Source organism: Solwaraspora sp. WMMD1047 (genome assembly GCF_029626155.1).
GTDB lineage: Bacteria > Actinomycetota > Actinomycetes > Mycobacteriales > Micromonosporaceae > WMMD1047.
The window spans coordinates 1,291,120-1,312,604 of the sequence record NZ_JARUBL010000001.1 but is presented as its reverse complement, the minus strand read 5'-3'; the positions used below and the strand labels follow the sequence as shown (position 1 = coordinate 1,312,604).

The 21,485-nt window shown below is 71.9% G+C and carries 16 protein-coding genes; 11 read left to right on the top strand and 5 right to left on the bottom strand.

The features are described from left to right. Positions 1 to 116: 116 nt before the first annotated feature. The 3 genes from O7627_RS06075 to O7627_RS06065 all read left to right on the top strand — a co-directional run bounded on the left by O7627_RS06075 (position 117) and on the right by O7627_RS06065 (position 2,540). Entirely contained in the window at positions 117 to 710 is a 594-nt protein-coding gene (locus tag O7627_RS06075; RefSeq protein ID WP_278092513.1) for a hypothetical protein, read from the top strand. Positions 711 to 724: 14 nt separating this feature from the next. Next, positions 725 to 1,936, top strand: coding sequence for a hypothetical protein (locus O7627_RS06070; RefSeq protein ID WP_278092512.1), 1,212 nt, complete (start codon positions 725 to 727; stop codon positions 1,934 to 1,936). 241 nt (positions 1,937 to 2,177) lie between these two features. Next, positions 2,178 to 2,540, top strand: coding sequence for a hypothetical protein (locus O7627_RS06065; RefSeq protein ID WP_278092511.1), 363 nt, complete (start codon positions 2,178 to 2,180; stop codon positions 2,538 to 2,540). A 250-nt stretch (positions 2,541 to 2,790) separates the two neighbouring features. Here O7627_RS06065 and O7627_RS06060 read toward each other — a convergent pair whose 3' ends face one another. Then, the gene (locus O7627_RS06060; protein ID WP_278092510.1) at positions 2,791 to 4,581 is read right to left on the bottom strand and encodes a glycoside hydrolase family 6 protein; all 1,791 of its coding nucleotides are present in this window, start codon (positions 4,579 to 4,581) and stop codon (positions 2,791 to 2,793) included. A 418-nt stretch (positions 4,582 to 4,999) separates the two neighbouring features. On the opposite strand from O7627_RS06060, the gene O7627_RS06055 reads away from it, so the two are divergent. From O7627_RS06055 to O7627_RS06045, 3 genes are all read left to right on the top strand, one after another. After that, positions 5,000 to 5,824 (top strand): TerC family protein, encoded by an 825-nt coding sequence (locus O7627_RS06055; protein WP_278092509.1) that lies wholly within the window; start codon positions 5,000 to 5,002, stop codon positions 5,822 to 5,824. 606 nt (positions 5,825 to 6,430) lie between these two features. Next, positions 6,431 to 7,159 carry a hypothetical protein gene (locus O7627_RS06050; protein ID WP_278092508.1) on the top strand — a complete coding sequence of 243 codons (729 nt, stop codon included), beginning with the start codon at positions 6,431 to 6,433 and terminating at the stop codon, positions 7,157 to 7,159. After that, positions 7,143 to 7,967, top strand: a complete 825-nt coding sequence (locus O7627_RS06045) for a class F sortase (protein WP_278092507.1) — start codon at positions 7,143 to 7,145, stop codon at positions 7,965 to 7,967. Before O7627_RS06050 ends, O7627_RS06045 begins: the two co-directional genes overlap by 17 nt. Positions 7,968 to 8,066: 99 nt before the next feature. Here O7627_RS06045 and O7627_RS06040 read toward each other — a convergent pair whose 3' ends face one another. Then, on the bottom strand, positions 8,067 to 13,238 hold the full coding sequence (locus O7627_RS06040; protein ID WP_278092506.1) for an NAD-glutamate dehydrogenase: 5,172 nt from the start codon (positions 13,236 to 13,238) through the stop codon (positions 8,067 to 8,069). A gap of 324 nt (positions 13,239 to 13,562) precedes the next feature. On the opposite strand from O7627_RS06040, the gene O7627_RS06035 reads away from it, so the two are divergent. After that, a complete protein-coding gene (locus O7627_RS06035; RefSeq protein ID WP_278092505.1) occupies positions 13,563 to 15,527 on the top strand; it encodes a penicillin-binding transpeptidase domain-containing protein in 1,965 nt (654 codons plus the stop codon). Between the two features lie 63 nt (positions 15,528 to 15,590). Here O7627_RS06035 and O7627_RS06030 read toward each other — a convergent pair whose 3' ends face one another. Further along, the gene (locus O7627_RS06030) at positions 15,591 to 17,123 is read right to left on the bottom strand and encodes a hypothetical protein (RefSeq protein WP_278092504.1); all 1,533 of its coding nucleotides are present in this window, start codon (positions 17,121 to 17,123) and stop codon (positions 15,591 to 15,593) included. A 201-nt stretch (positions 17,124 to 17,324) separates the two neighbouring features. On the opposite strand from O7627_RS06030, the gene O7627_RS06025 reads away from it, so the two are divergent. From O7627_RS06025 to O7627_RS06015, 3 genes are all read left to right on the top strand, one after another. After that, a complete protein-coding gene (locus O7627_RS06025) occupies positions 17,325 to 18,452 on the top strand; it encodes a DUF6183 family protein (protein ID WP_278092503.1) in 1,128 nt (375 codons plus the stop codon). Between the two features lie 63 nt (positions 18,453 to 18,515). Beyond that, entirely contained in the window at positions 18,516 to 18,695 is a 180-nt protein-coding gene (locus O7627_RS06020) for a DUF6767 domain-containing protein (RefSeq protein ID WP_278092502.1), read from the top strand. Between the two features lie 21 nt (positions 18,696 to 18,716). Beyond that, a complete protein-coding gene (locus O7627_RS06015) occupies positions 18,717 to 19,292 on the top strand; it encodes a class I SAM-dependent methyltransferase (RefSeq protein ID WP_278092501.1) in 576 nt (191 codons plus the stop codon). Positions 19,293 to 19,329: 37 nt separating this feature from the next. On the opposite strand, the gene O7627_RS06010 is transcribed toward O7627_RS06015, so the two are convergent. Further along, complete coding sequence (locus tag O7627_RS06010) at positions 19,330 to 19,989, bottom strand: hypothetical protein (RefSeq protein WP_278092500.1); 660 nt, start codon at positions 19,987 to 19,989, stop codon at positions 19,330 to 19,332. A 153-nt stretch (positions 19,990 to 20,142) separates the two neighbouring features. Further along, a complete protein-coding gene (locus tag O7627_RS06005) occupies positions 20,143 to 20,331 on the bottom strand; it encodes a hypothetical protein (RefSeq protein ID WP_278092499.1) in 189 nt (62 codons plus the stop codon). A 316-nt stretch (positions 20,332 to 20,647) separates the two neighbouring features. On the opposite strand from O7627_RS06005, the gene O7627_RS06000 reads away from it, so the two are divergent. After that, positions 20,648 to 21,034 (top strand): DivIVA domain-containing protein, encoded by a 387-nt coding sequence (locus O7627_RS06000; protein ID WP_278092498.1) that lies wholly within the window; start codon positions 20,648 to 20,650, stop codon positions 21,032 to 21,034. Positions 21,035 to 21,485 lie beyond the last annotated feature (451 nt).

Below are 21,485 nucleotides of genomic sequence, written 5' to 3'. Positions count from 1 at the left end.
CGACCGCGGCCGAGCTTTCTGGAACCAGTCCAGTAAGACCGCCAGCAGGGAAAGTACCGGGAATCTGGATTGGTGATCAGGGCGGAGCGGGAATACCAGGTGACGAAGGAGGAGCCATGTCGCCCACGCAGCTCATCATCACAGTTCTCGTCATCGCCGCCGTCGTGGCCATCGCCGCGTTCGCCTGGGTCAGCGCCCGCCGCAAGGCCCTGCGGAACAGGTTCGGACCGGAGTACGACCGCCTCGTGGCCGAGCAGGACAGCCGGACGGCCGCCGAGCGCGAACTGCGGGAGCGGGAGCGGCGGCACGCCGAGCTCACGCTCACCCCACTCACCGACGAATCCCGCCGCCGGTACGCGGCGGACTGGGAGGAGATCCAGGCCCGCTTCATCGACTCGCCGGCCGAGGCGGTCGGCGCCGCCGACGAGCTGGTCACCCGGCTGATCGCCGAACGGGGCTACCCGACCGAGGACTATTCCGACCAGCTCGCCCACCTTTCGGTGGAGCACGCGCAGACCCTGACCCACTACCGTGACGCACACGAAATCCACCTGCGCAACGAACGCGGCGAGGCGAGCACCGAGCAACTGCGCCAGGCCGTCGTTCACTACCGGGCGCTCTTCGCCGAGCTGCTGGGCGAGGATCCGGTACGTCATCACCACGCGGACGAGCCCCGTCCCGACGCCACCCAGGACGCCCAGAGCCGGTGAGGAGACACTTCGCCATGCGCCACCAGGAACCGCACACCTATCAGGACCACCCCGAGTACGACGACCATCCCGAGGCGGTCAGGTCCGAGCCCGTCCCGGTACCCACCCCGCCCGGGGCCGAGGCCGACCGGCCCGGAGACGACGGCGACCGCACCGACGACGAGCTGCTCACCGGTGACCAGCCGCGGGCCGAGGACGGGAGCGGGCCGGACGGCGCGGCCCGCTCCGACGGCCAGCCACCCGCGGACGCGGACCTCCGGGCCGAGGACGAGGTACGGGCCGACGACGCGCCGGCCGACGACGCGGCACGGGCCGAAGACGTCCGGGCCGATGACGAGGTACGGGCCGAGGAGTTGCGCGAGGACGACGACTTCCGCGCCGAGGTGGCCGCGCTGAACGAGCCCGGGCCGCACGGTGGCGACGCGGACGGGTCGCCCGCCGACGATCAGGACCGTCCCGAGTACCACGATCCGGCGCCCGTTCCCACCGCCTTCGGCGCCCCCACGGTCGGCGGGGCCGTCGCCGCCTCCGCGCTGGCCAGCGAGGACCGGACCGCCGAACCCGACCCACGGGACGAACGCACCGCGGACCCGGCGAACGGCGTGGTCGACGCCGACCCGACCGGGAACCGACCCACCGATGTCCGCCCGGTCGACGCCGAGCCGGTCGCCGGCGGGCCGGTCGACGGTGGGCCGGTCGACGCCGAGCCGGTCGCGACCGGGCCGGTCGACACCCTTCCGGTCGGCACCGACCCGGTCGACGGGCAACCGGTCGGGACGGAGTCGGTGGCCGTGGGTTCGGACGGCGCGACCGAGGAGCGCGTGCTCGCGGCGGGTAACCCGGCCCTGACCGGCGACCAACCGGCGGTCGCGGCCGACGAGTCGACCACGCCGTCGGCCGACGAGTCGACCACCACCGCGGACGGCGAGTTGCTGCCGGGCGCCGTGCCGGCCGCGCCGGTCGCCACACTGTTGGCGGCCGACGCCGCCCAGGGCTTCCGGGACCGGTGGCGCGAGGTGCAGCTCCGCTTCGTGGATGACCCGCGGGCGGCGGCCGGCGAGGCGCAGGGCCTGGCCGAGGAGGCGATCGAGGCGCTGGCCGCGGCGCTCGCCGCCCAGAAGGACGAGCTGGGCGGTTGGCAGGACGGCTCGGCCGACGACACCGAACAGCTCCGGGTGGTGGTCCGCCGCTACCGCGACTTCCTGGACAAGATCCTCGACCTCTGAGGGTGGGCGTTCGCCAGCGCGGCCCGGCACTCCGCACCGAAGGATGCCGGGCCGCGGTGCGTCACCGGCCCGGCGGTCCGCACCCGCGGCTGCCGGGCGCGCTCCTCCTGGGGCGGATTCTCCCGCGGGCCGGTGGCATGACCGGGCGCGGGACGGGTAGCCGGCGAGCAGCGGGTGATCCGGTGGTCGACGAGGCGCGCACGAGCGCCGGGGCACCCGGGCGGAGCCGGGAGGATCAGGCATGACACGACGAGACCGCGAGTCCGGACAGCCGTTGGAGGAGACCCCGGAGGTGGCCGCGGCGGTGGACGACGAGACCACGGTGCCGCAGCTCGCGGCCGGTGGTGGACCTGACCGGGACACCCCCCGCTTCACCGGACCCGACGAGGTGCCGGCGGACCGGCCCCCGACCGAGGATGTGATCGGCGACGCGTACGGTGCGGGATCACCGGGCAGCGACGCCCGCACCGGCGCCGAGCAGCCCTGGGAGCCGGCGGACCTGGCGGCGGCGCAGGGGCGCGAGCCGAACCCGCAGAACATCGAACGGGCCCGCGAGGAGTTGGAACACGACGGGCCGGCGGCGGTCGAGCGCACCGTCCCCTGAACCGGACGCCGGCACCTGCCGGATGCTGGAGCGAGACGGAAGGCCGCAGGACCGAATGAGACCCGGCCGATGAGACCCGGCCGACGGACTCCGTCACAGCGACGGCCGCGGCGACCGAGATGCGGTACGGACACGGCGATCCCTGGTCCCGCCAGCTGCGGCGGGACCAGGGATCACTCGGGTGGTGCGCGGTGCTACCGCTTCGATCGGACCGGCCGGACCGAACAGGTCGATCCGGCCGGCGGTCGACCTACAGCGGCGGGTAGGCGTTCTCCATCAGCTCCTGGAGCTGAGCGGAGAACCAGGCGCCCGAGATCGGGGCGCCCGGGAGCGCACCGCTGGGGTTGTTGCCGTTGCGCACGTTGCCGCCGTAGGTCGGGTCGCACATCCGGTCGAAGCCCTTGCCCTCATCGTTGTCGATCAGGGTGCTGGAGCCGTCCGACTCACCCGGCGGCTTGACCCAGACGTAGGCGTCGATGCCAGGGGCCGGCGCGGCCCGCGGACGCTCGCCGAGGCCGGCGCCGCTCTGGTTGCACCAGTTGCCGAGGTGGATCCGGCGGTCGATGCGGGAGCCGTCGACCTGTTCGTTGATGTCACCGCTGGTCACCGGACCGGTCGGCCGGTCGGGGCCGCCCCACCCGTTGCGGGAGGTGTCGATCAGCATGCCGATGTTCGACGAGAAGCCCTGCGAGATCAGTTCGGTCCGCAGTGCCTGGGCGAACGACTGCTCGTCCACGTACTGGTTCCAGTCGATCCAGTCGGACTGGCGGTTCTGCTCGGTGATCGTCAGGTAGGGCTCGACGGTGGCCGAGTAGTTGGCGGTGTTGGCGATGAAGCCGTGCACGTTCGCCGGGGTGCTGCCCGAGGCACGGGCGGCCTGGGCGAAGATCTGCGCCGAGGGACGGAAGTTGCTGTCCCAGCCGATCCAGCCGTGGTGGCCGGCGTCCACGTAGTTGTAGACGTTCGGGATCGCGCCCAGCTTGGCCAGCGCGTAGCCGACACCGTCGACGTAGCCGCGGTTGGCCAGCATGGTGTCGCAGGCCGCCGTCGCGGTCTCCCGCGAACCGGTGTTGGTCACCAGGTTCGGCAGCGAGTCGATCTCGATGATCGCGACGATCCGCAGGCTGCGGTACTTCGTGTCGCCCATGATCGCGGCGATCGGGTCGATGTACTCGGACTTGTAGATGGGCAGGTCGTCCGGGCCCAGCTCACCGTTGGAGGCGAGCGCGGCGCAGTCCCGGCCGGGCAGGTTGTAGATGACGATCTGGATCGTCAGCGGCTGCCCGTTGGCCTGCACCAGTGCCTCGTCGAGGTGGTCGGCGAGACCCATCGGACCGTTCGAGCTGCTGTCCGGGGTGCCCTCGATCGCGGCCCGCCGGTCCAGCCAGACGGCCGTCGAGATGTTGGAGATCCGGTCGCCACCGGGCTCGGCGGCGGCCTTGGCCGACCACTCCGGGTTGACGTAGCCACGGGCGCCGACGTACGGGTTGTCGACCCGCTGTCCGGGCGGCGGCGTCGTCGGGTTCGGCGGCGGCGTCGTCGGGTTCGGCGGCGGGGTGGTCGGGTTCGGCGGCGGCGTCGTCGGGTTCGGCGGCGGCGTGGTGGGCTGCTGGCCGCCGTTGCACGCCACCCCGTTGATGGTGAACGCGGTCGGCGCCGGGTTGCTGCCGCTCCACGCACCGTTGAAGCCGATGCTGGTGGAGGCGCCGGTGGCGAGGTTTCCGTTCCACGCCATGTTGGTGGCGGTCACCTGGCTGCCGGACTGGGTCCAGTTCGCCGACCAGCCCTGCTGCACCCGCTGGCTGCTGTTCGGGAAGGTGAACCGCAGCGTCCAGCTGGTCAGCGGGTCACCGATGTTGTTGATGGTGACGTTGGCGGTGAAGCCGCCCTGCCACTGGTTGGCCGCGTACGTCACGTTGCACCCCGGGGCCGCGAACGCCGCGGTGACCGGGATGGTGACGAGGCCGGCGGCCACCAGGGTGCCCGCGCCCGCCAGCGCCAGCGCCTTGCGGCGGCCGGACAACCTACTCCGTAAATTCATGCACTGATCTCCTTGGGCCAGCCGAGGCTCCGATGACGGCGCCCGGCGAGGCGGCCTGCGGACGTCGCAAGAGGTGGGGACGTCACAAGGCGCCATGGGGGGACTACGGTGCCCGCACCCGGACGGGCAGCAGCAACTACGTGGTGGTGGTGCCGGCCGTCAGCAAGCGGCCGTGTCTCGACACCGTCCGGAGAACCGGATGCCCTCGGCATCGACTGCGCGGTGTGGCTCCCCCAGCACAGTCCCTGAATTCTTGCATGGGAGCGCTTCCACCACAACCGCAACCGAAAGATGGCGATGAATTTCCCGCCCGGGTCGCCCGGCCCGCACCCTCCCGGTGGCACCCTCTCGACTCCGTGTAGGACGATGATCCGCGACCGACGTACGCCCGGACGGGCGATCTCACCTGGGAGAACTGATGATCGAGCTTCTACTGCAGCCCGAGCTCTGGGTAGCCTTCGCCACCCTGCTCCTGCTGGAGGTCGTCCTCGGCATCGACAACATCGTCTTCATCTCGATCCTGGCCGGCCGGCTGCCCGAACACCAGCAGGCCCGGGCCCGCACCATCGGCCTCTCCCTCGCGTTGGTCACCCGACTGCTGCTGCTCGCCTCGCTCTCCTGGGTGATCGGCCTGACCGCGCCACTGTTCACGGTCTTCGGTCAGGAGATCTCCGGGCGGGACCTGATCCTGCTGCTCGGTGGGGCGTTCCTGCTCGCCAAGGCGACCTACGAGATCCACGAGAACCTGGAGGGCCACGCCGGCTCGGAGTCGCGCAAGGCCGCCACCTTCACCAGCGTCATCATCCAGATCCTCATCCTGGACATCGTCTTCTCGCTGGACTCGGTGATCACCGCGGTCGGCATGGTCGACCAGCTCTTCATCATGGTCGCCGCCGTCGTGGTGGCGATGGCGATCATGCTCATCTCGGCCGGCGCGATCAGCGACTTCGTCAACCGGCACCCGACCGTGAAGATGCTCGCCCTCTCCTTCCTGCTGCTGATCGGCGGCAGCCTGATCGCCGAGGGCCTGGACCAGCACATCCCCAAGGGGTACGTCTACGGCCCGATCGCCTTCTCGGTCTTCGTCGAGTTCCTCAACCTGCGGGCCCGGGCCCGGGCGGAGCGCCGTCGCGGCAAGACCGCCGAGCCGGTGCACCTGCACCCGACCTACGTCAAGCAGCGGACGGCGGCCGAGTCCGCGCCGGCCGGGACCTCGACCGGCACGCCCGCCGACAGCCACTAGACCGCCGAGCCACCAGGCCGCCGGCCGGGCCCGTGACGGGTCCGGCCGGCGGCCGGCCTGTCTCCGCTGTGGACGCGGCAACGGGAACACCTTTCACGTCCCGCCGAATGCGGGCGGAAAGGGGACGGTGCACGTAATGTGGACAGTGCACTTGCGCGTTTGACGACCTACTGCGGCGTTGTTTGTAAATAGCGCAATATCCGAATCAAAAGCGGCCTTTGCCCCGCGCCATCCCCCATCACGCCGAGCGCCGCTTTCGGTGCTACCGCGACCCTTGAAAGCGCCGGGGCCGTTGTGACGCAAGGGGCCGCAACACCCCTCCCAGCACCGGAAAGCCGGTCGCTCGAACCGGACCTCGCGGGCAGCGACGGGACGGGCAGGCCCCGGGGAACCGATAACGGTCGTCGCCCGGCTGACCCGCCGTCCGGCCCCAATGACCATCGACCAGCCCAGACCACGCGCGCACGGCAAATACCACAAACCGTCGCCATAAGGGCGAGGTTGGAAATAGCCGCTTTAATACGATGAAAGCTCGCGAACGCGCTAGCCTCGGTCATGGCTCGGCTGCCCGCCGGGCCGAAGGCGACAAAGGGAAGAGGAGGAGTCATGGCTAAGAAGTTCCTCGGCAAGATGGTGGCCGGAGCAGCTCTCGGCGGCGCGTCCCTGCTCATCGGCGCACCTGGCATTGCGCTCGCGGACGGACCCACGCCGGCGCCGGAGCCGGCACCGGAGGAGGTCAACAAGATCTTCACCTACCCGGAGTGGGTCAAGGCCGGCCACAAGGTCAAGATCGTCGAGATCTGCGAAGAGGCGCAGGACGCGCCGTGGGCCTGGACCGAGATCACGGGCGAGGTCGACCTCGTACCCAAGAAGCACGGGGACAAGTGGGGCGAGGAGGGCTCCTGGGGCGACGAGGGCTCCTGGGGCGAGGAGGAAGGCTCCTGGGGCGGGTCGAACGGCGCCGAGGAAGAGGGCGGCTGGGGCGGCTCCGCCAAGGACGACGCAGCGGACAAGAAGGAGCCCAAGGCGGACGCCGAGGACGCTGCGGCGGCCGAGGAGGGCAAGAAGGACGAGCACCACGAGAAGGACGAGAAGTTCGTCTACTACGCCACGGTGAAGATTCCGTGGGACACCACGCCGGGCCACTACGAGCTCGTCGGCCAGTGCGCCGAGGGTGAGCTCAAGGTGGCCCCGAAGGGCTGGGTGCACGGCGGCGACGGCGGTTCGACCGGCGCCAACACCGCGTTGGCCACGAGCGGAGCCGGCCTGCTCGGCGCCGCGGCGCTGGGCGGCGTCATGCTGATGCGGCGGCGTACCAATGGCACGCTCGCCTGAAAACCCGGCGGCTAGGGGCGCCGGCGGCAGTCACGGGTCACCGTGGCGCGCCGCCGGCGTCGCCGTCGTCGCCGCGCTGGCCCTCGGCGGCAGCGGGCTGATCGTGGTGGCCTTCACCGGTGAGCCGGAGGCACCGCCGCAGCCACCGGCCGAGGCCGCCCCGAGCGACCTCGCGTCGCTGCTGGCGGTACCTCCGGGCGCCGGGCCGACCGATCTGTCATCCGCCACGGCGACCGCGATACCGGCGCCGACCGGCACCGCGGCGCCGACCACCGGACCCACGCCCGGTGGCCCGGCCACCCCGACCGCCGCGCCGAGCCCGACCGGGCCGGCACCGCTGCCCCGGTCCGAACCGGTCGGCATCCGGATCCCGAAGATCGGCGTGAAGGCCAAGACCCTCTCCCTCGGACTGGACAAGGAGGGCATGGTCCAGGTGCCTTCGCTGGACCAGGCCCAGCACGCGGGCTGGTTCAACCTGGGACCGAGCCCCGGTGAGGTCGGCGCGGCGGTGGTCGTCGGGCACGTCGACTCGCACAAGACCGGTCCGGCGGTCTTCTTCAAGCTCGGCCTGCTCCGGCCGGGAGACAAGATCACCGTCAACCGCAAGGACGGCAAGGACGCCACCTTCGTGGTCGACGCGGTCAAGTCGTTCCCGAAGACGGCCTTCCCGACCGACCTCGTCTACAGCCGTACCGCGTTTCCCACCCTGCGGGTGGTGACCTGCGGCGGCCGGTTCGACCAGAAGACGGGCAACTATCCGGACAACATCATCGTGTTCGCCACCATCGCGGGGGCACCCCGGCTGTGACGCAGCCGGGGCGCGGCTGCGACGCGACCGGGCGGCTGCGACGCGACCGAAGGCCCGCCCGGCGGCGGCGCGGGGTCACCTGCCCCGCGCCGCCGCCGGTCAGCTCGCGGCGGAGGTCCGGACCAGGGTCCGGATCTGCCGGAGCAACACCGACAGGGCCGCCAGGTCGGACCGTGACTCGTCGAACTCGCCCATCGCCTTGCGGGTCCGGGTGATCGAGGTGGCGTTGGCCTCCTCCCACTGGTGCACCCGCTGCTCGGCCGGCACGTCGGCCGGCGTCGAGGCCAGCACCTCGGCGGTGAGCGCCGCCAGCGCCGCGTACAGGTCGTAGCGGAGCGCCATCCGGGCCAGCGTCTGCCACCGGTCCTCCCGGGGCAGCAGCGAGATCTTCGACAGCAGCGAGTCCACCCGGAACCGGTCCGAGATCACGAAGTACACCGAGGCCACCTCGCCGGTGTCCCGGCCGGTGTCGGTGGCCACCTCGACCACGTCGAGCAACCCGAAGCTGTACATCAACCTGGTCGCCCGCTCCGCCAGCTCGCGCGGCAGCCCCCGACCGACCTGCAGGTCGATGTGGGCCAGCAACGACTCCCGCTCGGCGCCGTAGAAGAGCCCGCCCAGCTCCGGCAGCAGCCGGGCCACCCCGTCCCGGAGCCGGGCGATCTCGGTCGGCACGTCGATCGGCGACCGCCGGTTGGTGACCAGCCAGCGCACCGCCCGGTCCAGCAGCCGCCGGGTGTCCAGGTAGACCGCCGTCTGCAGCTCGGTGGAGACCTGGTTGTCCAGCGCCTCCACCGCCGCCCAGAGTTCCCGCAGCCGGAACACGTCCCGCACCACCACGTACGCCCGGATCACGTCGGCCGGGGTGGCGGCGGTCTCCTCCACCACCCGGTAGACGAAGGTGAGTCCGCCCCGGTTGATCGCCTCGTTCACCAGCACCGTGGTCACGATGTCCCGGCGCAGTCGGTGGCCCGGCATCCGGTCGGCGTACCGCTCGCGCAGCGGCGTCGGGAAGTAGCCCGCCAACACCTCCGAGGTCCACTCCTCGTCGGCGATCCCGTCGGCCAGGATCTCCCGCTCCAGACCGATCTTGATGTACGCCAGCAGCACCGCGAACTCCGGAGCGGTCAACCCCGACTCCCGCGCCGCCAGCTCCTCGTCGGCCGGCAGCGCCTCCAACTCCCGGATGAGCTGCCCGGAGCGCTCCAGGTCGGTGATGATCCGCCGGTGCACCGGCAGCAGCGACGCGGCCTGGGCCAGCGAGTTGCTGATCGCCCGGGCCTGGTCGTAGTTGTCCCGCAGCACCAGCTCGGCGACCTCGTCGGTCATCTCGGCCAGCAGCGCGTCCCGGTCCGGCATGGTCAGCTCACCGTCGCCGACCGCGTCGCCGAGCAGAATCTTGATGTTCACCTCGTGGTCGGAGGTGTCCACCCCGGCCGCGTTGTCGATCGAGTCGGTGAAGATCCGACCGCCGGTGAGCGCGTACTCGACCCGGCCGGCCTGGGTGAAGCCCAGGTTCCCGCCCTCGCCGACCACCCGGACCCGCAGGTCCCGGCCGTCGATCCGGATCGCGTCGTTGGACTTGTCCCCCACCTCGGCGTTGGTCTGGGTGGACGCCTTCACGTAGGTGCCGATGCCGCCGTTCCAGAACAGGTCCACCGGCGCGGCCAGGATCGCCCGCATCAACTCCTGCGGCGACAGCGCGTCGACCCCGTCGTCGAGGCCGAGCACCGCGCGGACCTGCGGCGTCACCGGCACCGACTTCGCCGTACGCGCGAAGACGCCGCCGCCGTCGGAGATCAGCTCCTGGTCGTAGTCGGACCACGACGAGCGCGGCAGGTCGAACAGCCGGCGGCGCTCCGCGTAGGAGCGGGCCGGGTCCGGGTCGGGGTCCAGGAAGATGTGCCGGTGGTCGAAGGCGGCCACCAGCCGGATGTGCTCGGAGAGCAGCATCCCGTTGCCGAACACGTCGCCGGACATGTCGCCGACGCCGACCACGGTGAAGTCCTCGGTCTGGGTGTCGAGGCCCAGGTCGCGGAAGTGCCGCTTGACCGACTCCCAGGCGCCCCGGGCGGTGATGCCCATCCGTTTGTGGTCGTAGCCGGCCGAGCCGCCGGAGGCGAACGCGTCGGCCAGCCAGAAACCGTGCGCCAGCGAGATCTCGTTGGCGATGTCGGAGAAGCTCGCCGTCCCCTTGTCGGCCGCCACCACCAGGTACGGGTCGTCGCCGTCGTGGCGCACCACGTCCGGCGGCGGCACCACCCGACCGCCTTCCAGGTTGTCGGTCACGTCCAGCAGGGCGGCGATGAACTCCCGGTAGCAGACCACCGCCTCGTCCCGGTCGCCCGGCTTCTGCTTGAGCACGAAGCCGCCCTTGGCGCCCACCGGCACGATCACCGCGTTCTTCACCATCTGCGCCTTCACCAGACCGAGCACCTCGGTGCGGAAGTCCTCCCGCCGGTCGGACCAGCGCAGTCCGCCTCGGGCCACCGGGCCGTAGCGCAGGTGCACGCCCTCGAACCGGGGCGAGTAGACGAAGATCTCGTATTTTGGCCGGGGGGCCGGCAGGTCCGGGATCGCCTGCGGGTCGAGCTTCATCGCCACGTACGGCTTCGGTCGCCCGTCGTCGCGGCGCTGGTAGAAGCTGGTCCGCAGGGTGGCCTGGATCAACGTCAGGTAGGACCGCAGGATGCGGTCCTGGTCCAGGCTGGTGACCTCGTCCAGTTCCCGGCCGATCCGGTCGACCAGGTCCTTGCCGCGCAGGCTGCGTTCCTCCGCGCTCAGCCCCAGCACCGGCGACATCCGCACCTCGAAGAGCTCCACCAGCAGGGCGGCCAGCGTCGGGTAGCTGATGAAGGTCTGCTCCATGTAGTCCTGGGAGAAGACCGTGCCGGCCTGCCGCAGATACTTCGCGTACGCGCGCAGCACCACCACCTGCCGCCAGGTGAGGCCGCCGCGCAGCACCAGCTCGTTGAAGCCGTCCACCTCGGCCTCGCCCCGCCAGGTGGCCGAGAAGGCGTTCTCCACGTGCGGCCGCACCTCGGCCAGCTCCAGCGCCTTCTCCGGCAGTTCCAGGCCGAAGTCGTACAGGTAGATCCGGCCGTCGATCCGGTCCACCTCGTACGGGTGCTCGTCGATGACCCGGACCCCGAGCGAGTGCAGCACCGGCAGGACGGCCGACAGCACCATCGGTTCGCCGTACCGGTAGACCTTGAACCGGACGTCGGTCTGCTCGCCGCCGCGGTCGGCCCCCCACCGCTGCTTGCGGAACATGTGCATCTCGAGCTGGCCGGACTCCTCCAGCAGCTCCAGTTTGGCCAGGTCCTTCATCGCCTCGTACGGGGTGTGGCTGTCCTTGTAGCCCTCCGGGAACGCGTCGGCGTACCGGGCGAAGAGCCGTTTGGCCTGCTCGTCACCGAGCTTGCGCTCCAGCACCAGCCGGTAGTCGTCGTCCCAGAGCCGGGTGGCGTCGGCCAGCTGCTCGGCCAGCAGGTCGGGGTCGATGTCGCCGGGCGGGCTCGCCGGGTCGCTGCGGACGATGAAGTGCACCCGGGCCAGCATCGACTCGGTGACCCGGGTGGTGTAGTCGACCCCGATGCCGTTCAGCTCGCGCAGCAGGATCTCCTGCATGCGCAGCCGGTTCTGGGTGGTGAACCGGTCCCGGGGCAGGTAGATCAGGCAGGAGATGAACCGGCCGTAGCCGTCCCGGCGCAGGAACAGCCGCAGCTGCCGGCGGCCGGCCATCCGCAGTACGCCGACGACCGCGTGGTAGAGGTCGTCGGTCTTGATCTGGAACAGCTCGTCGCGCGGATAGGTCTCCAGGATCTGCAGCAGGTCCTTGCCGGAGTGGCTGCGCGGGCTGAGCCCGGAGCGGTCCAGCACCTCGGCGACCTTGCGGCGCACCACCGGCAGCTCCCGGACGCTGGTGCGGTAGGCGGCGGTGGCGAACAGGCCGAGGAAGCGCCGCTCGCCGACCACCTCGCCCTCGTCGTTGAAGATCTTGAAGCCGATGTAGTCCAGATAGGCCGACCGGTGCACGGTGGCCCGCGAGTTGGCCTTGGTGATGATGAGCAGCCGCTTCTCGCGTACCTTGTCGTGCGCCTCGGGCGCCAGCGAGGACAGCGTCCGGGGCCGGGTCGAGTCCTGGCGCAGGATGCCCAGGCCGGAGCCGAGCACCGCCTCCAGCGCCTGGTCGCCGTTGTCGGTGCGGACCAACCGGTACTCGCGGTAGCCGAGGAAGGTGAAGTGGTCGTGGGCGAGCCAGCGCAGCAGCTCCACCGAGTCGGTGATGTCCTTCTCCGGCACCGGCGGGCGGGTCTCGGAGGTCCGGGCGGCGGCCAGGTCGTCGGCGAGGCCGAGCGCCCGTTGCCGCATCTTCGGCCAGTCCTCCACCGCCTCCCGCACATCGGTGAGCACCCGCTGCAACTCGCCGCGGAGCCGGTCGCGGGCGGCGGCGTCGCGGACCGGGTCGATCTCGATCCGCATCCAGCTCTCGACGATGTCGCCGGCGATCGCGTCGTCCGGTTCGACGTCGGCGGCCACCTCGGTGAGCCGGCCGAGCGGTTCGCGGCGCACCACCACCAGCGGGTGGACCAGCATGTGCACGTCGAGGTGCTCGCCGGTGAGCAGGGCGGTGACCGAGTCGACCAGGAACGGCATGTCGTCGGTGACGATCTCGATCACGGTGTGCTGCTGGCCGGTGGCCGGCTCGTGGATGCGCAGCTTCAACTCGCCGGGCACCCGCTGCCGGGCCAGGTCCCGGTGGGCCTGGGCCGCGGCGAGCATCTCCTCGGCGGTGATGCCGATCAGTTCCTCGTCGGGGGCGAACCGCCAGAACCGGTCGACCAGGGTGGCGGCGTCGTGGTCGCCGCCGGCCAGCCCGACCGCCTGCGCGACCAGCCGCTCGGCGTTGGGTACCGGCTCGTCCAGTTCGGCGTCCTCGACGTCGTCGGCGAGCGCCTCGGCCGGCAGGCCCAGGTCGTAGAGGGTGTCGACGCTGGCCCCGGTGAGCCCGGTGACGCCGGTGAAGATCCGGGCCCCGGAGTCGTCGTCGCTCAGTCCGGTGTCCCCGGCATCGGGGCCGCCGGACCGGCGTCGGTTGCCGTCGTCGACCACGGCCAGCCCGATCTCGTGGTCGCCGTCCGGATCGAGGTCGCCCTCCGGACCGGAGCCGCGGTCGGGATCGAGGCCGCGGTCGGGATCGAAGTCGTTCCGGCCGTTGTCGTCAGGCCGGAGATCGGGTCCCGGTTTTGTCGCCGGACGCCGGTCCATTGGTGCCACTCCCCTCGACCCACGACGCTGTGGGTCACTCAGCGCCCCAGCCTAGGCCCTGCCGACCCGGGAACGGATCGGTGGATCGCCGGCCGGACGTCAGGAACCGGACTCTTCCCACCACCCCGTCCCGGCCCCAGGGAGAGGCTGTCCCTAGATACCCCCGCTGCGCAGGTCATCACACCCGACCCCGCCCTGATCGTCGGGGTGGTCGGCCGACGGGGGCGGCCCCCACGGGTCGGCCGCGGGTACTACCGTCGGCTCATCCGGCTCGCCAACCCCGGCCGCCCCACCAGCCGGTTCGCTTACCGAAAGTGACGACAGATGCGCTTGCTCCCGCCGTACCCGAAGGTTTCCGCCCGCCGGCGGACCGCCGCGGCCCTCGCCTGCCTGACGCTCGCCGCCGCCGGCCTGACCGGCTGCTCGGACGAGGACGGGCCGGAGCAGACCGTGGACGCCTTCCTGGCCGGGTGGCGCGACGGTGGCGGGCTGGACGCCATCGGCTTCCTCAACGCCTCCGGCCAGCGGACCCCGGCCGCCGAGGTGACCGAGGAGCTCAAGCAGCTCTCCGGCGAGCTGGCGGCGACCCCGCCCGCGCTGCGCCGGCAGGGCGAGGTCACCGAGACGGCCGAGTCGGCCACCGCGACGGTCCAGGTGGACTGGACGCTGCCGGGTGGCACCCACTGGAGCTACCCCACCGAGGTACGGCTGCAGCGCGGGCCGGACGACGAGTGGCAGGTGGTGTGGGAGCCGACGATCGTGCAGGAGAAGCTGACCCCGGGCGACCAGTTGGCGATCCGCCGGGTGCCGGCGGCCCGGGGCGCGGTGCTCGACGCCGCGGGTCAGCCGATCGTCACCCCCCGACCGGTGGTGCAGGTGGGGGTGCAGCCGAGCGCGGTGACCGACCCGGCCGCCCTGGTCCGCGACCTGGACGCCGCCTTCCGGGCGATCCGGCCGGCGCTGAACCCGCCGGTTGACCTCACCGACCTGCCGGACCGGCTCAAGGCCGCCAAGCCGGACGCGTTCGTCGACGTGGTGCTGCTGCGCCGGGAGGCGTACCTGCAGATCAAGCCGAGGATCCACGGCCTGGACGGCACCCGGTTCGTCGAGGACCAGCGGGATCTGGCGCCGACCCGGGAGTTCGCCCGGGCGCTGCTCGGCTCGGTGGACCCGGTGCAGAAGGCCGACCTGGAGGCCGAGCCGGGCGTCTACGCGGTCGGCGACCTGGTCGGCCACGGCGGCCTGCAGGGCGGGTACGAGCAACGGCTGCGCGGCACGGCCGGCACCAGTGTGATCGTCACCCGGACCAACCCGGCCGGGGTGGTCGAGCCGACGGGCACCGAACTGTTCCGGCAGGAGCCGCGGGCCGGCGCGCCGATCCGGACCACCCTGGACGTCCGGGTCCAGACCGCGGCCGACGCCGCGCTGGCCGGCGAGCCGAAGCGCTCCGCGCTGGTGGCCGTCCGGGTCAGCGACGGCGCGCTGCTGGCGGTGGCGAACGGGCCGGGCGGCGGCGCGGAGAATCTCGCCCTCACCGCCCAGGTACCGCCCGGTTCGACCTTCAAGATGGTCAGCACGCTCGGCCTGCTCGACCTCGGCGCGGTCGGGCCGGACACCCCGGTCGACTGCCCGAAGACGTTCACTGTGGACGGTCGGTCGTTCAAGAACTCCGACGACTTCGCCCTCGGCCGGGTGCCGTTCCACACCGACTTCGCCCGCTCCTGCAACACCGCGTTCGCGGCGCTGGCGCCGAAGCTGGGTCCGGACGGGTTGGCCGAGGCGGGCCGTTCCGTCGGCTTGGAGGCGCCCTGGGAGCTGGGCGTCGAGGCGTTCAGCGGCAAGGTCTCCACCGGCGGCAGCGCGGCCGAGCGGGCCGCCGCCGCGTTCGGGCAGGGCACCACGCTGGTCAGCCCGGTGGCGATGGCCGGCGCGACCGCGGCGGTGGCGCGCGGGCAGTGGCAGCAGCCGAAGCTGCTACTGGACCCGGCGCCGGCCAACCCCGCGCCGGCCGGACCGCAGCTCAAGCCGGGCTCGGTCGAGCCGCTGCGAACCATGATGCGGGAGGTGGTCACGGCCGGCACCGCCACCGCGCTCAAGGGGGTGCCGGGTTCGCCGGTGCACGGCAAGACCGGCACCGCCGAGTTCGACGACAACCCCGCGAACACACACGCCTGGTTCGTCGGCTGGCAGGGCGACGTGGCGATCGCGGTTTTCGTCGAGAAGGGCGGCGCCAGCGGCGCCAGCGCCGTCCCGATCGCCGCCAACTTCCTGCGCGCCGTGAACGGCTGAGCCTTCCGGGCGGTCCCGGCCGGGTTCAGCGGTCCCGGCCGGGTTCAGCGGTCCCGGCCGGGTTCAGCGGTTGAAGAGGCGGGTGAGGCCGGCGACGGCGGCGGTGGTCAACACCCAGCCGGCGATCACCAGCGCGGCGGCCACGTACTGGCTCCAGCCGGCCGGCTTCCAGGCCCCGTCGTGGCCGAGGTTGATGATCGGCAGGAGCAGGTCGAGGGCCTGCAACGCGGCGTCCGGGGTGGGCGCCTCGGCCGGGTTGCGCGGCTGCGGCGGCCGGGCCACGAAGGTGGCGGTCCCGACCGCCCAGAACACGACCAACCACAGCCCGGCCAGCCAGGTGCGGTAGCCGTAGCCGACCAGCCCGTCCAGCGCGTACCCGGCCAGCCGGCCCGGCCAGCGTAGGGTGGCCCGGCGCCGGCGCTGCTTGGCCAGCAGCACCCGCCGGGCCTCCGGATCCTGCCCGTTGCGCCGGTAGAAGTCGGCGAGCTGCTCGTACGGCTGCGGGGCGTAGCCGTCCGGGCTGCGGGTCAGCCAGTCCAGTCGTTGGCCGACCTCGACCTGCACGGTCGGCGACGGCTCGTCCGGCGCCGACGGCAGCCGGGCGACGATCAACCGGTAGGTGCAGCCGATCAGGTCCAGCTCGGCCGACCAGGTGGCCGGATCGTCGAAGATCGAGTCGACGGTCAGGCCGGAGAGCCGGACCCGCCCGTCCGGCGGTTCGGCGAAGTTCAGCCAGAGCGTGCCGGCCCGGGCACCGCCGAGGTGCAGCGCCGAGAATCCGGAGCTGCCCAGCCGGGCGTTCGTGAAGTTGAGCTGGCTGCCCACCTGGGCGTGGATCAGGATCACGTCCCCGTCGGCGCGGAAGCCGTACCGGGCGGTCAGGCTGCCGCCGACGGTCAGCCGGTCGGCGCTCAGCGACAGCCCGCCCGGGTTGCTGATCACGGCGCCGTCGAAGTCGGCCGTACCGCCGATCGTCGCGCCGCCGAGCCAGACCTGCCCGACCGCGGTGAAGCCGCCCCGGGCATGCAGGTTGCCGGTCACCGTCATCCGCGCGCCGGCCAGCGCCACCCCCGCGCCCCGGCCCGCCGCGCGGGTCTCGTCGACCGCCTCCCCGGCGGCGGCCAGCCGGGCGCCGTCCAGGTTCACCGTCCCGCCGACCCGGGCGTCGCGCAGGTCGACCGGGCCGGTCACGGCGCAGCCGCGCAACACCAGGTCGCCACGGAGCTCCAGCAGTCGGGCGCGCAGTCCGGGCAGGACGCAGTCGGTGAACAGCAGGCTGGCCGCGCGGGCGTCGTCGAGGCAGGGGGTGTCGGTGAAGGTGGAATCGGCGAACCGCACCGGTACGGCGACCTCAGCGTTGCGCAGATCCAGCCGTCCCTCGATCCGGGCGTTCCGCAGCCGCAGCGCGGCCCGGCCGGGCCGCTCGCAGCCGGTCAGCAGGTCGGCCAGGACGCCGGCCCGGACCGGTTCGGCCAAGTCCCGCAGGTCGACCGGCTCGCCCCGCTCGAACCCGACCGTCACCCGCCGTTCGGCACCGGTCAGCCCTCTCATCCGCTTGGACAACCGCGACCAGCCACGTCCCTCCACATCGGCCATCCTCGCAAACCCCGACACCGGCTGAGGGTGGAGCCAGCTCAGGTCGCCGCGTACCAGCGCTCCGGGTCGACGAGCTGGACGTCGGGGTCCGCCGTCGCCACCGACCTGTGGTCGTCGGTGAAGCCGCCGCCACTGATTACCTTATGGGACGGGCGCTGCCGGGTCAGCTGTCGCCAAGATCTGCACGGTTACCCTGCGGAGGTGGGCGACCAGATCGAGCGGCTCCTTCGCGGGTTGGGGCAGGAGAGGGAGGCGGCGGAGGTCTGGCGGCTCAGTGAACGGCGCCTTGCCGAGGGCGACGCCGGCTTCCTGGTGGAGCTCGGCCTGGCGGTCGCCAGTCGGTACGGCCGCGCGACCTGGCAGTTCCGCAGCGTCCTTCCCCCGCTGGTGCGACTGCTGGCCACCGCACCCGGGGCAGACCACCTTGAACCAACCTGTCGGCTGGTCAACGGCGTCGCCGACGCCGGCATCACCCGCTACGCGGCCGCCCTGCTGGCCACCCACCATCCCGCCGACGAGCTGGCGGCAGTGCTGCTCGACAGCGGCGCGGCGCAGGACGGACCGATCGCGGACCTCAACGCCTGTCTGACGCACGAACTGCTGCTGGCCGGCGCGGCCGTCGAAAAGACACCCTGGGTCTGCGGGTGGGCTGGGTCGCCGCACCGCGCCGCCCACCCTCTCGGCTGGCTGCCCCTGTCCCTGACCACGCTGGACAAGGCGGGCACCGCCGCCGCCCAGCCCCACGACCTCCCCGGTCCCGGCCATCGTGCCCTCTCCGGTCCGACGCTGGCGCGGCCCGCCACCGGACCGGCGGTGGCGGCGGAGACCACCACCGCATCGACGGCGACGGCGATCGGTGCGGCCGTCCTGAACTGGGTCGAGGACTCCAACGGCCGGTTCGAGGCCCGCACCTATCTCCTCGCCGACGATCTGGACATCGCGCCGGGTACCGTCGTCGGGCTGCTGTTCGGCCTCGGACTGGAGTGTCTTTCCGGGCTCGACGACCGGGATCGGCTCGTCCTGGCCGAGCGGTCACCGGCCGACATCTGGCGGCGGCTCTTCACCGCGGCCGCGACGGGTGGGGCGTACCGGTCCGGTGAGCGTGGCGCGTTCGGCCGGTTGGCCGCCTGGCGGTCGATCGCCGCGCTGGCGGGCGCCCCGCCCGATGCCTCCCCCGCCCAGGTGGAGCGGCTGGTTGACGATTGCGCCTGGTACACCTTCGACGCCGACACCGACTGGTTCGACCGGGTCGCCTGGGACCTCGGACTGGTCGCCATCCGCGCCGACCGGCGAGAGCTGTCCGTGCTGGCCGCCACGGACAGCGATTGACGCGCCAGCCGGCCGGGACTGATGGCCCTGGTCCGGGATGAAGCGCTGGGCGAACATGGGGACATGACCGCACGACCGTCCCGCCGCCCGGAGCCGAAGTGCCCGATCCGGCCGGGCGAACCTTGCACGCTCTGCCTACCCGGCGCCACCGGCCCGCAGGACTGCGGACTGGTCTACCTGGTGATGAGCGACGATGAACTGCGCGCCGGGCTGCATCGAACCCGGACGGGTCCAGGGAGGTAGTCGCCCGGGAAGGGAGTGACAGTGCAGGACGAACCAGTTCGCGTGCCCGAGGCGCTGGCGGGAATCCTGGCCGATGCGGCAGCACTCGGTTTCGAGATGTCGTGCGAGAACCGGACCGGGGCCATGCTGGCGACCCTCGCCGCGAGCAAGCCGGCAGGCCGCATCCTGGAGTTGGGCACCGGCGCCGGTGCCGGCGCCGCCTGGTTGCTCGACGGCATGTCCGCCGACGCGCGGCTGATCAGCGTGGAGATCGATCCCCGGGTGCAAGCGGTAGCCGTCGCCCGGCTGGGCGCCGATCCTCGGGTCAGCTTCGAGTCCGCCGACGTCGACGGGTGGCTGACCGACTACGACGGTGAGCCCTTCGATCTGGCCTTCGTGGACTGTCTTCCCGGCAAGTTCCACCGTCTCGACGACGTGCTCGCCCTGCTGCGGCCCGGCGGCCTCTACGTGGGCGACGACCTGCTGCCGCAGCCGACCTGGCCCGCCGAACACCAGGAACGCGTCGACGGATTCCTGGACCGGCTGCCCCGGGTGGCCGGGCTACGGGCGACCGCCATGGCTTGGGGATCGGGGCTGGTGGTCGGCGCCCGGATCTAGGGGCCGGCTGATGCGCAGGTAGGCCGGCTGTCGTCGGTCAGGAGAGTGGACAGGCCCAGGCCAGCGGGCGGGGCGTCGGTTGCCCCGGCCAGGTGCCGCTCAACATCGCGCCCTGCACCGCATCGGCACCATCGGGTCGGTCGAGGCGCCGGATCACGGAGAGTTCCACCCGGTCCGTGACCAGGATCGTGGGATCGGCGGATCGCACCGAACGAACAGCCCCGACACCGGTGTCGACGGACTCGCCACCAGTCCAGTCGCTCCCGGCCTCGCCGGTGACGGTCATGCTCCGCTCGCGCCGGTCGAGTTGGCCCTCCGTCTCGTAGAACTCGTCGGCCTGTCCCACTTCGCCGACGATGACGCTCGCCAGGGTTGCCGCGTAGACCGGATCGCCGCAGGCGTCGTAGATCCAGCGCCGGCCGAGCGCGGAATGCTCGCCCGTGCCGAGCAGCCGCTCGTCACCGCCGTCGAACGGGGCGTCCCGATAGGTCAACGGCACCTGATAGAGCTGCCCGTCGCCACACCGGACCAGCAGGGTTTCCATGCCGACCGCGCCGGCGGGATCATCGAACCGGTACGACGCCACCCGCTCAAGTTCCGCCGGATCTGGCCCCTGATACCAGGGCTGCCCCGGTAGCCAACCGGCAATGAGTTCCAGCCTGGTCGGGACCATCGTCGCCCGATGCAACAGCGCCACCCCCGAATCCTAACGCGATCGCCCATCCCACCCCGGCCCACCAAGACCCGCCCGCCCTTCAACGCGGTTCAGAGCAGGCGTTGAGACGTTCTGTGGTTGCCCCAGCGACACCGCAGCGTCTCAACATCGACGTTTCAGCTCGGGGAAGCCAGGTCAGTCTTCGCGCTGAGTCGAGCGGTGTTTCTTGATCCAGTCGGCAACCTGCTCGCGTGACCAGATCCGACCGGTCGCAAGGGTGTCCAAGGGCGCTGGGAAGGACGCCCGGTTGACGATCTCCGAGGCTCGTTGGCGGGATACGCCCCCGAGCATCTGTTGGATCTCCGCCATCCCAGCCAACCGCATGAAACGAACGTACGGAGGTGACGCCTAGCAGCCCCGTCAACTTGACGCACTTGACATACGTAAGGGGGAGGGTGATTCTGTTACCGGGTTCGGTTCCGCTCCGTCAGCGCCCGCCAATCCGTTACGCCGCCGGGACCGGACCCACACCCAACCGCTCAACCACTGCACAGCGGCTCTGTGGTCGTACCGCCGATTGAGGCTGCGGTCGTAGAGCGGGTGGCCCGACCCCGCCTGCCCCTATCCGGGGTCGGGCCACCCTTCCAACCATTCACGGCACAACCCGGCGTCATCCGTGATCCCGAGAGGGTGGTTCTCCGTGCGCAGACTGCTCAGGCGGCTCATCCCGGCACACCGGCGGCGAGCGAAACTCCTCGCCGACCTGCAAACCCGCACCGGCGGTCCCGCCGGTCACCCGAACGGGGGAGGACGGCCCCGGCTGGCGCGGCGGATGCCGAACGGCGGCGCCTACTACCGGCGGGTGGAGCGGGAGCCGATCAGCCCCGCCCAGGTGCGGGACCGCCGCTTCACCGACAGTGCCCGGCGCGGGTGCGACCCCGGCGAGGTACACGCGTTCCTGCACCTGGTCGCCGACGAGCTGGCGGCGCTGCGCGCCGAGCTGGCCACCACCAGGGCGGAGAACCTGCGGATCAAGCAGGCGCTGCGTGACTGGCAGCCCCAGTTCCACCGATGGGCGCCGTCGTGAACCCGGCCGTCCCGACCGTCGACCGCGCCGACTGCCAAGGCAGGCAGGCGGTACCCGATTTTGACGCGGACGCCGAGGCGAAGCGCCGCCAATTGGAGAGTGACCGGTGACGTGGGGGACGCCGTGGGAGTGGCGTTCCATCGGCGGTCGACCACCCCGGAAGCGGGAGCGGAGAGTGCGGACCGATACCGGAAGCGCCGCCGGCAGGGAAGTCCCGGAGAATGCGGCACACCGGTTCGTGGTTCCGCCGTTCCTCACCGGAACCCTGTCCGGGGCGTACCAGGATCTGGACTCAACCCCCGGCCCCGACCCGATCCCCGCCGACGTCCGGGCGCACGCCCTTCGGATGACCATCGAGCGGCACTCCCCGAACGGGAAGACGGGGGTGTGCGCGTGCGGCGCCCGACTCGGGACGGAGACCGGACTGTGTCGTGCGGCCCGGTTGGCGCTC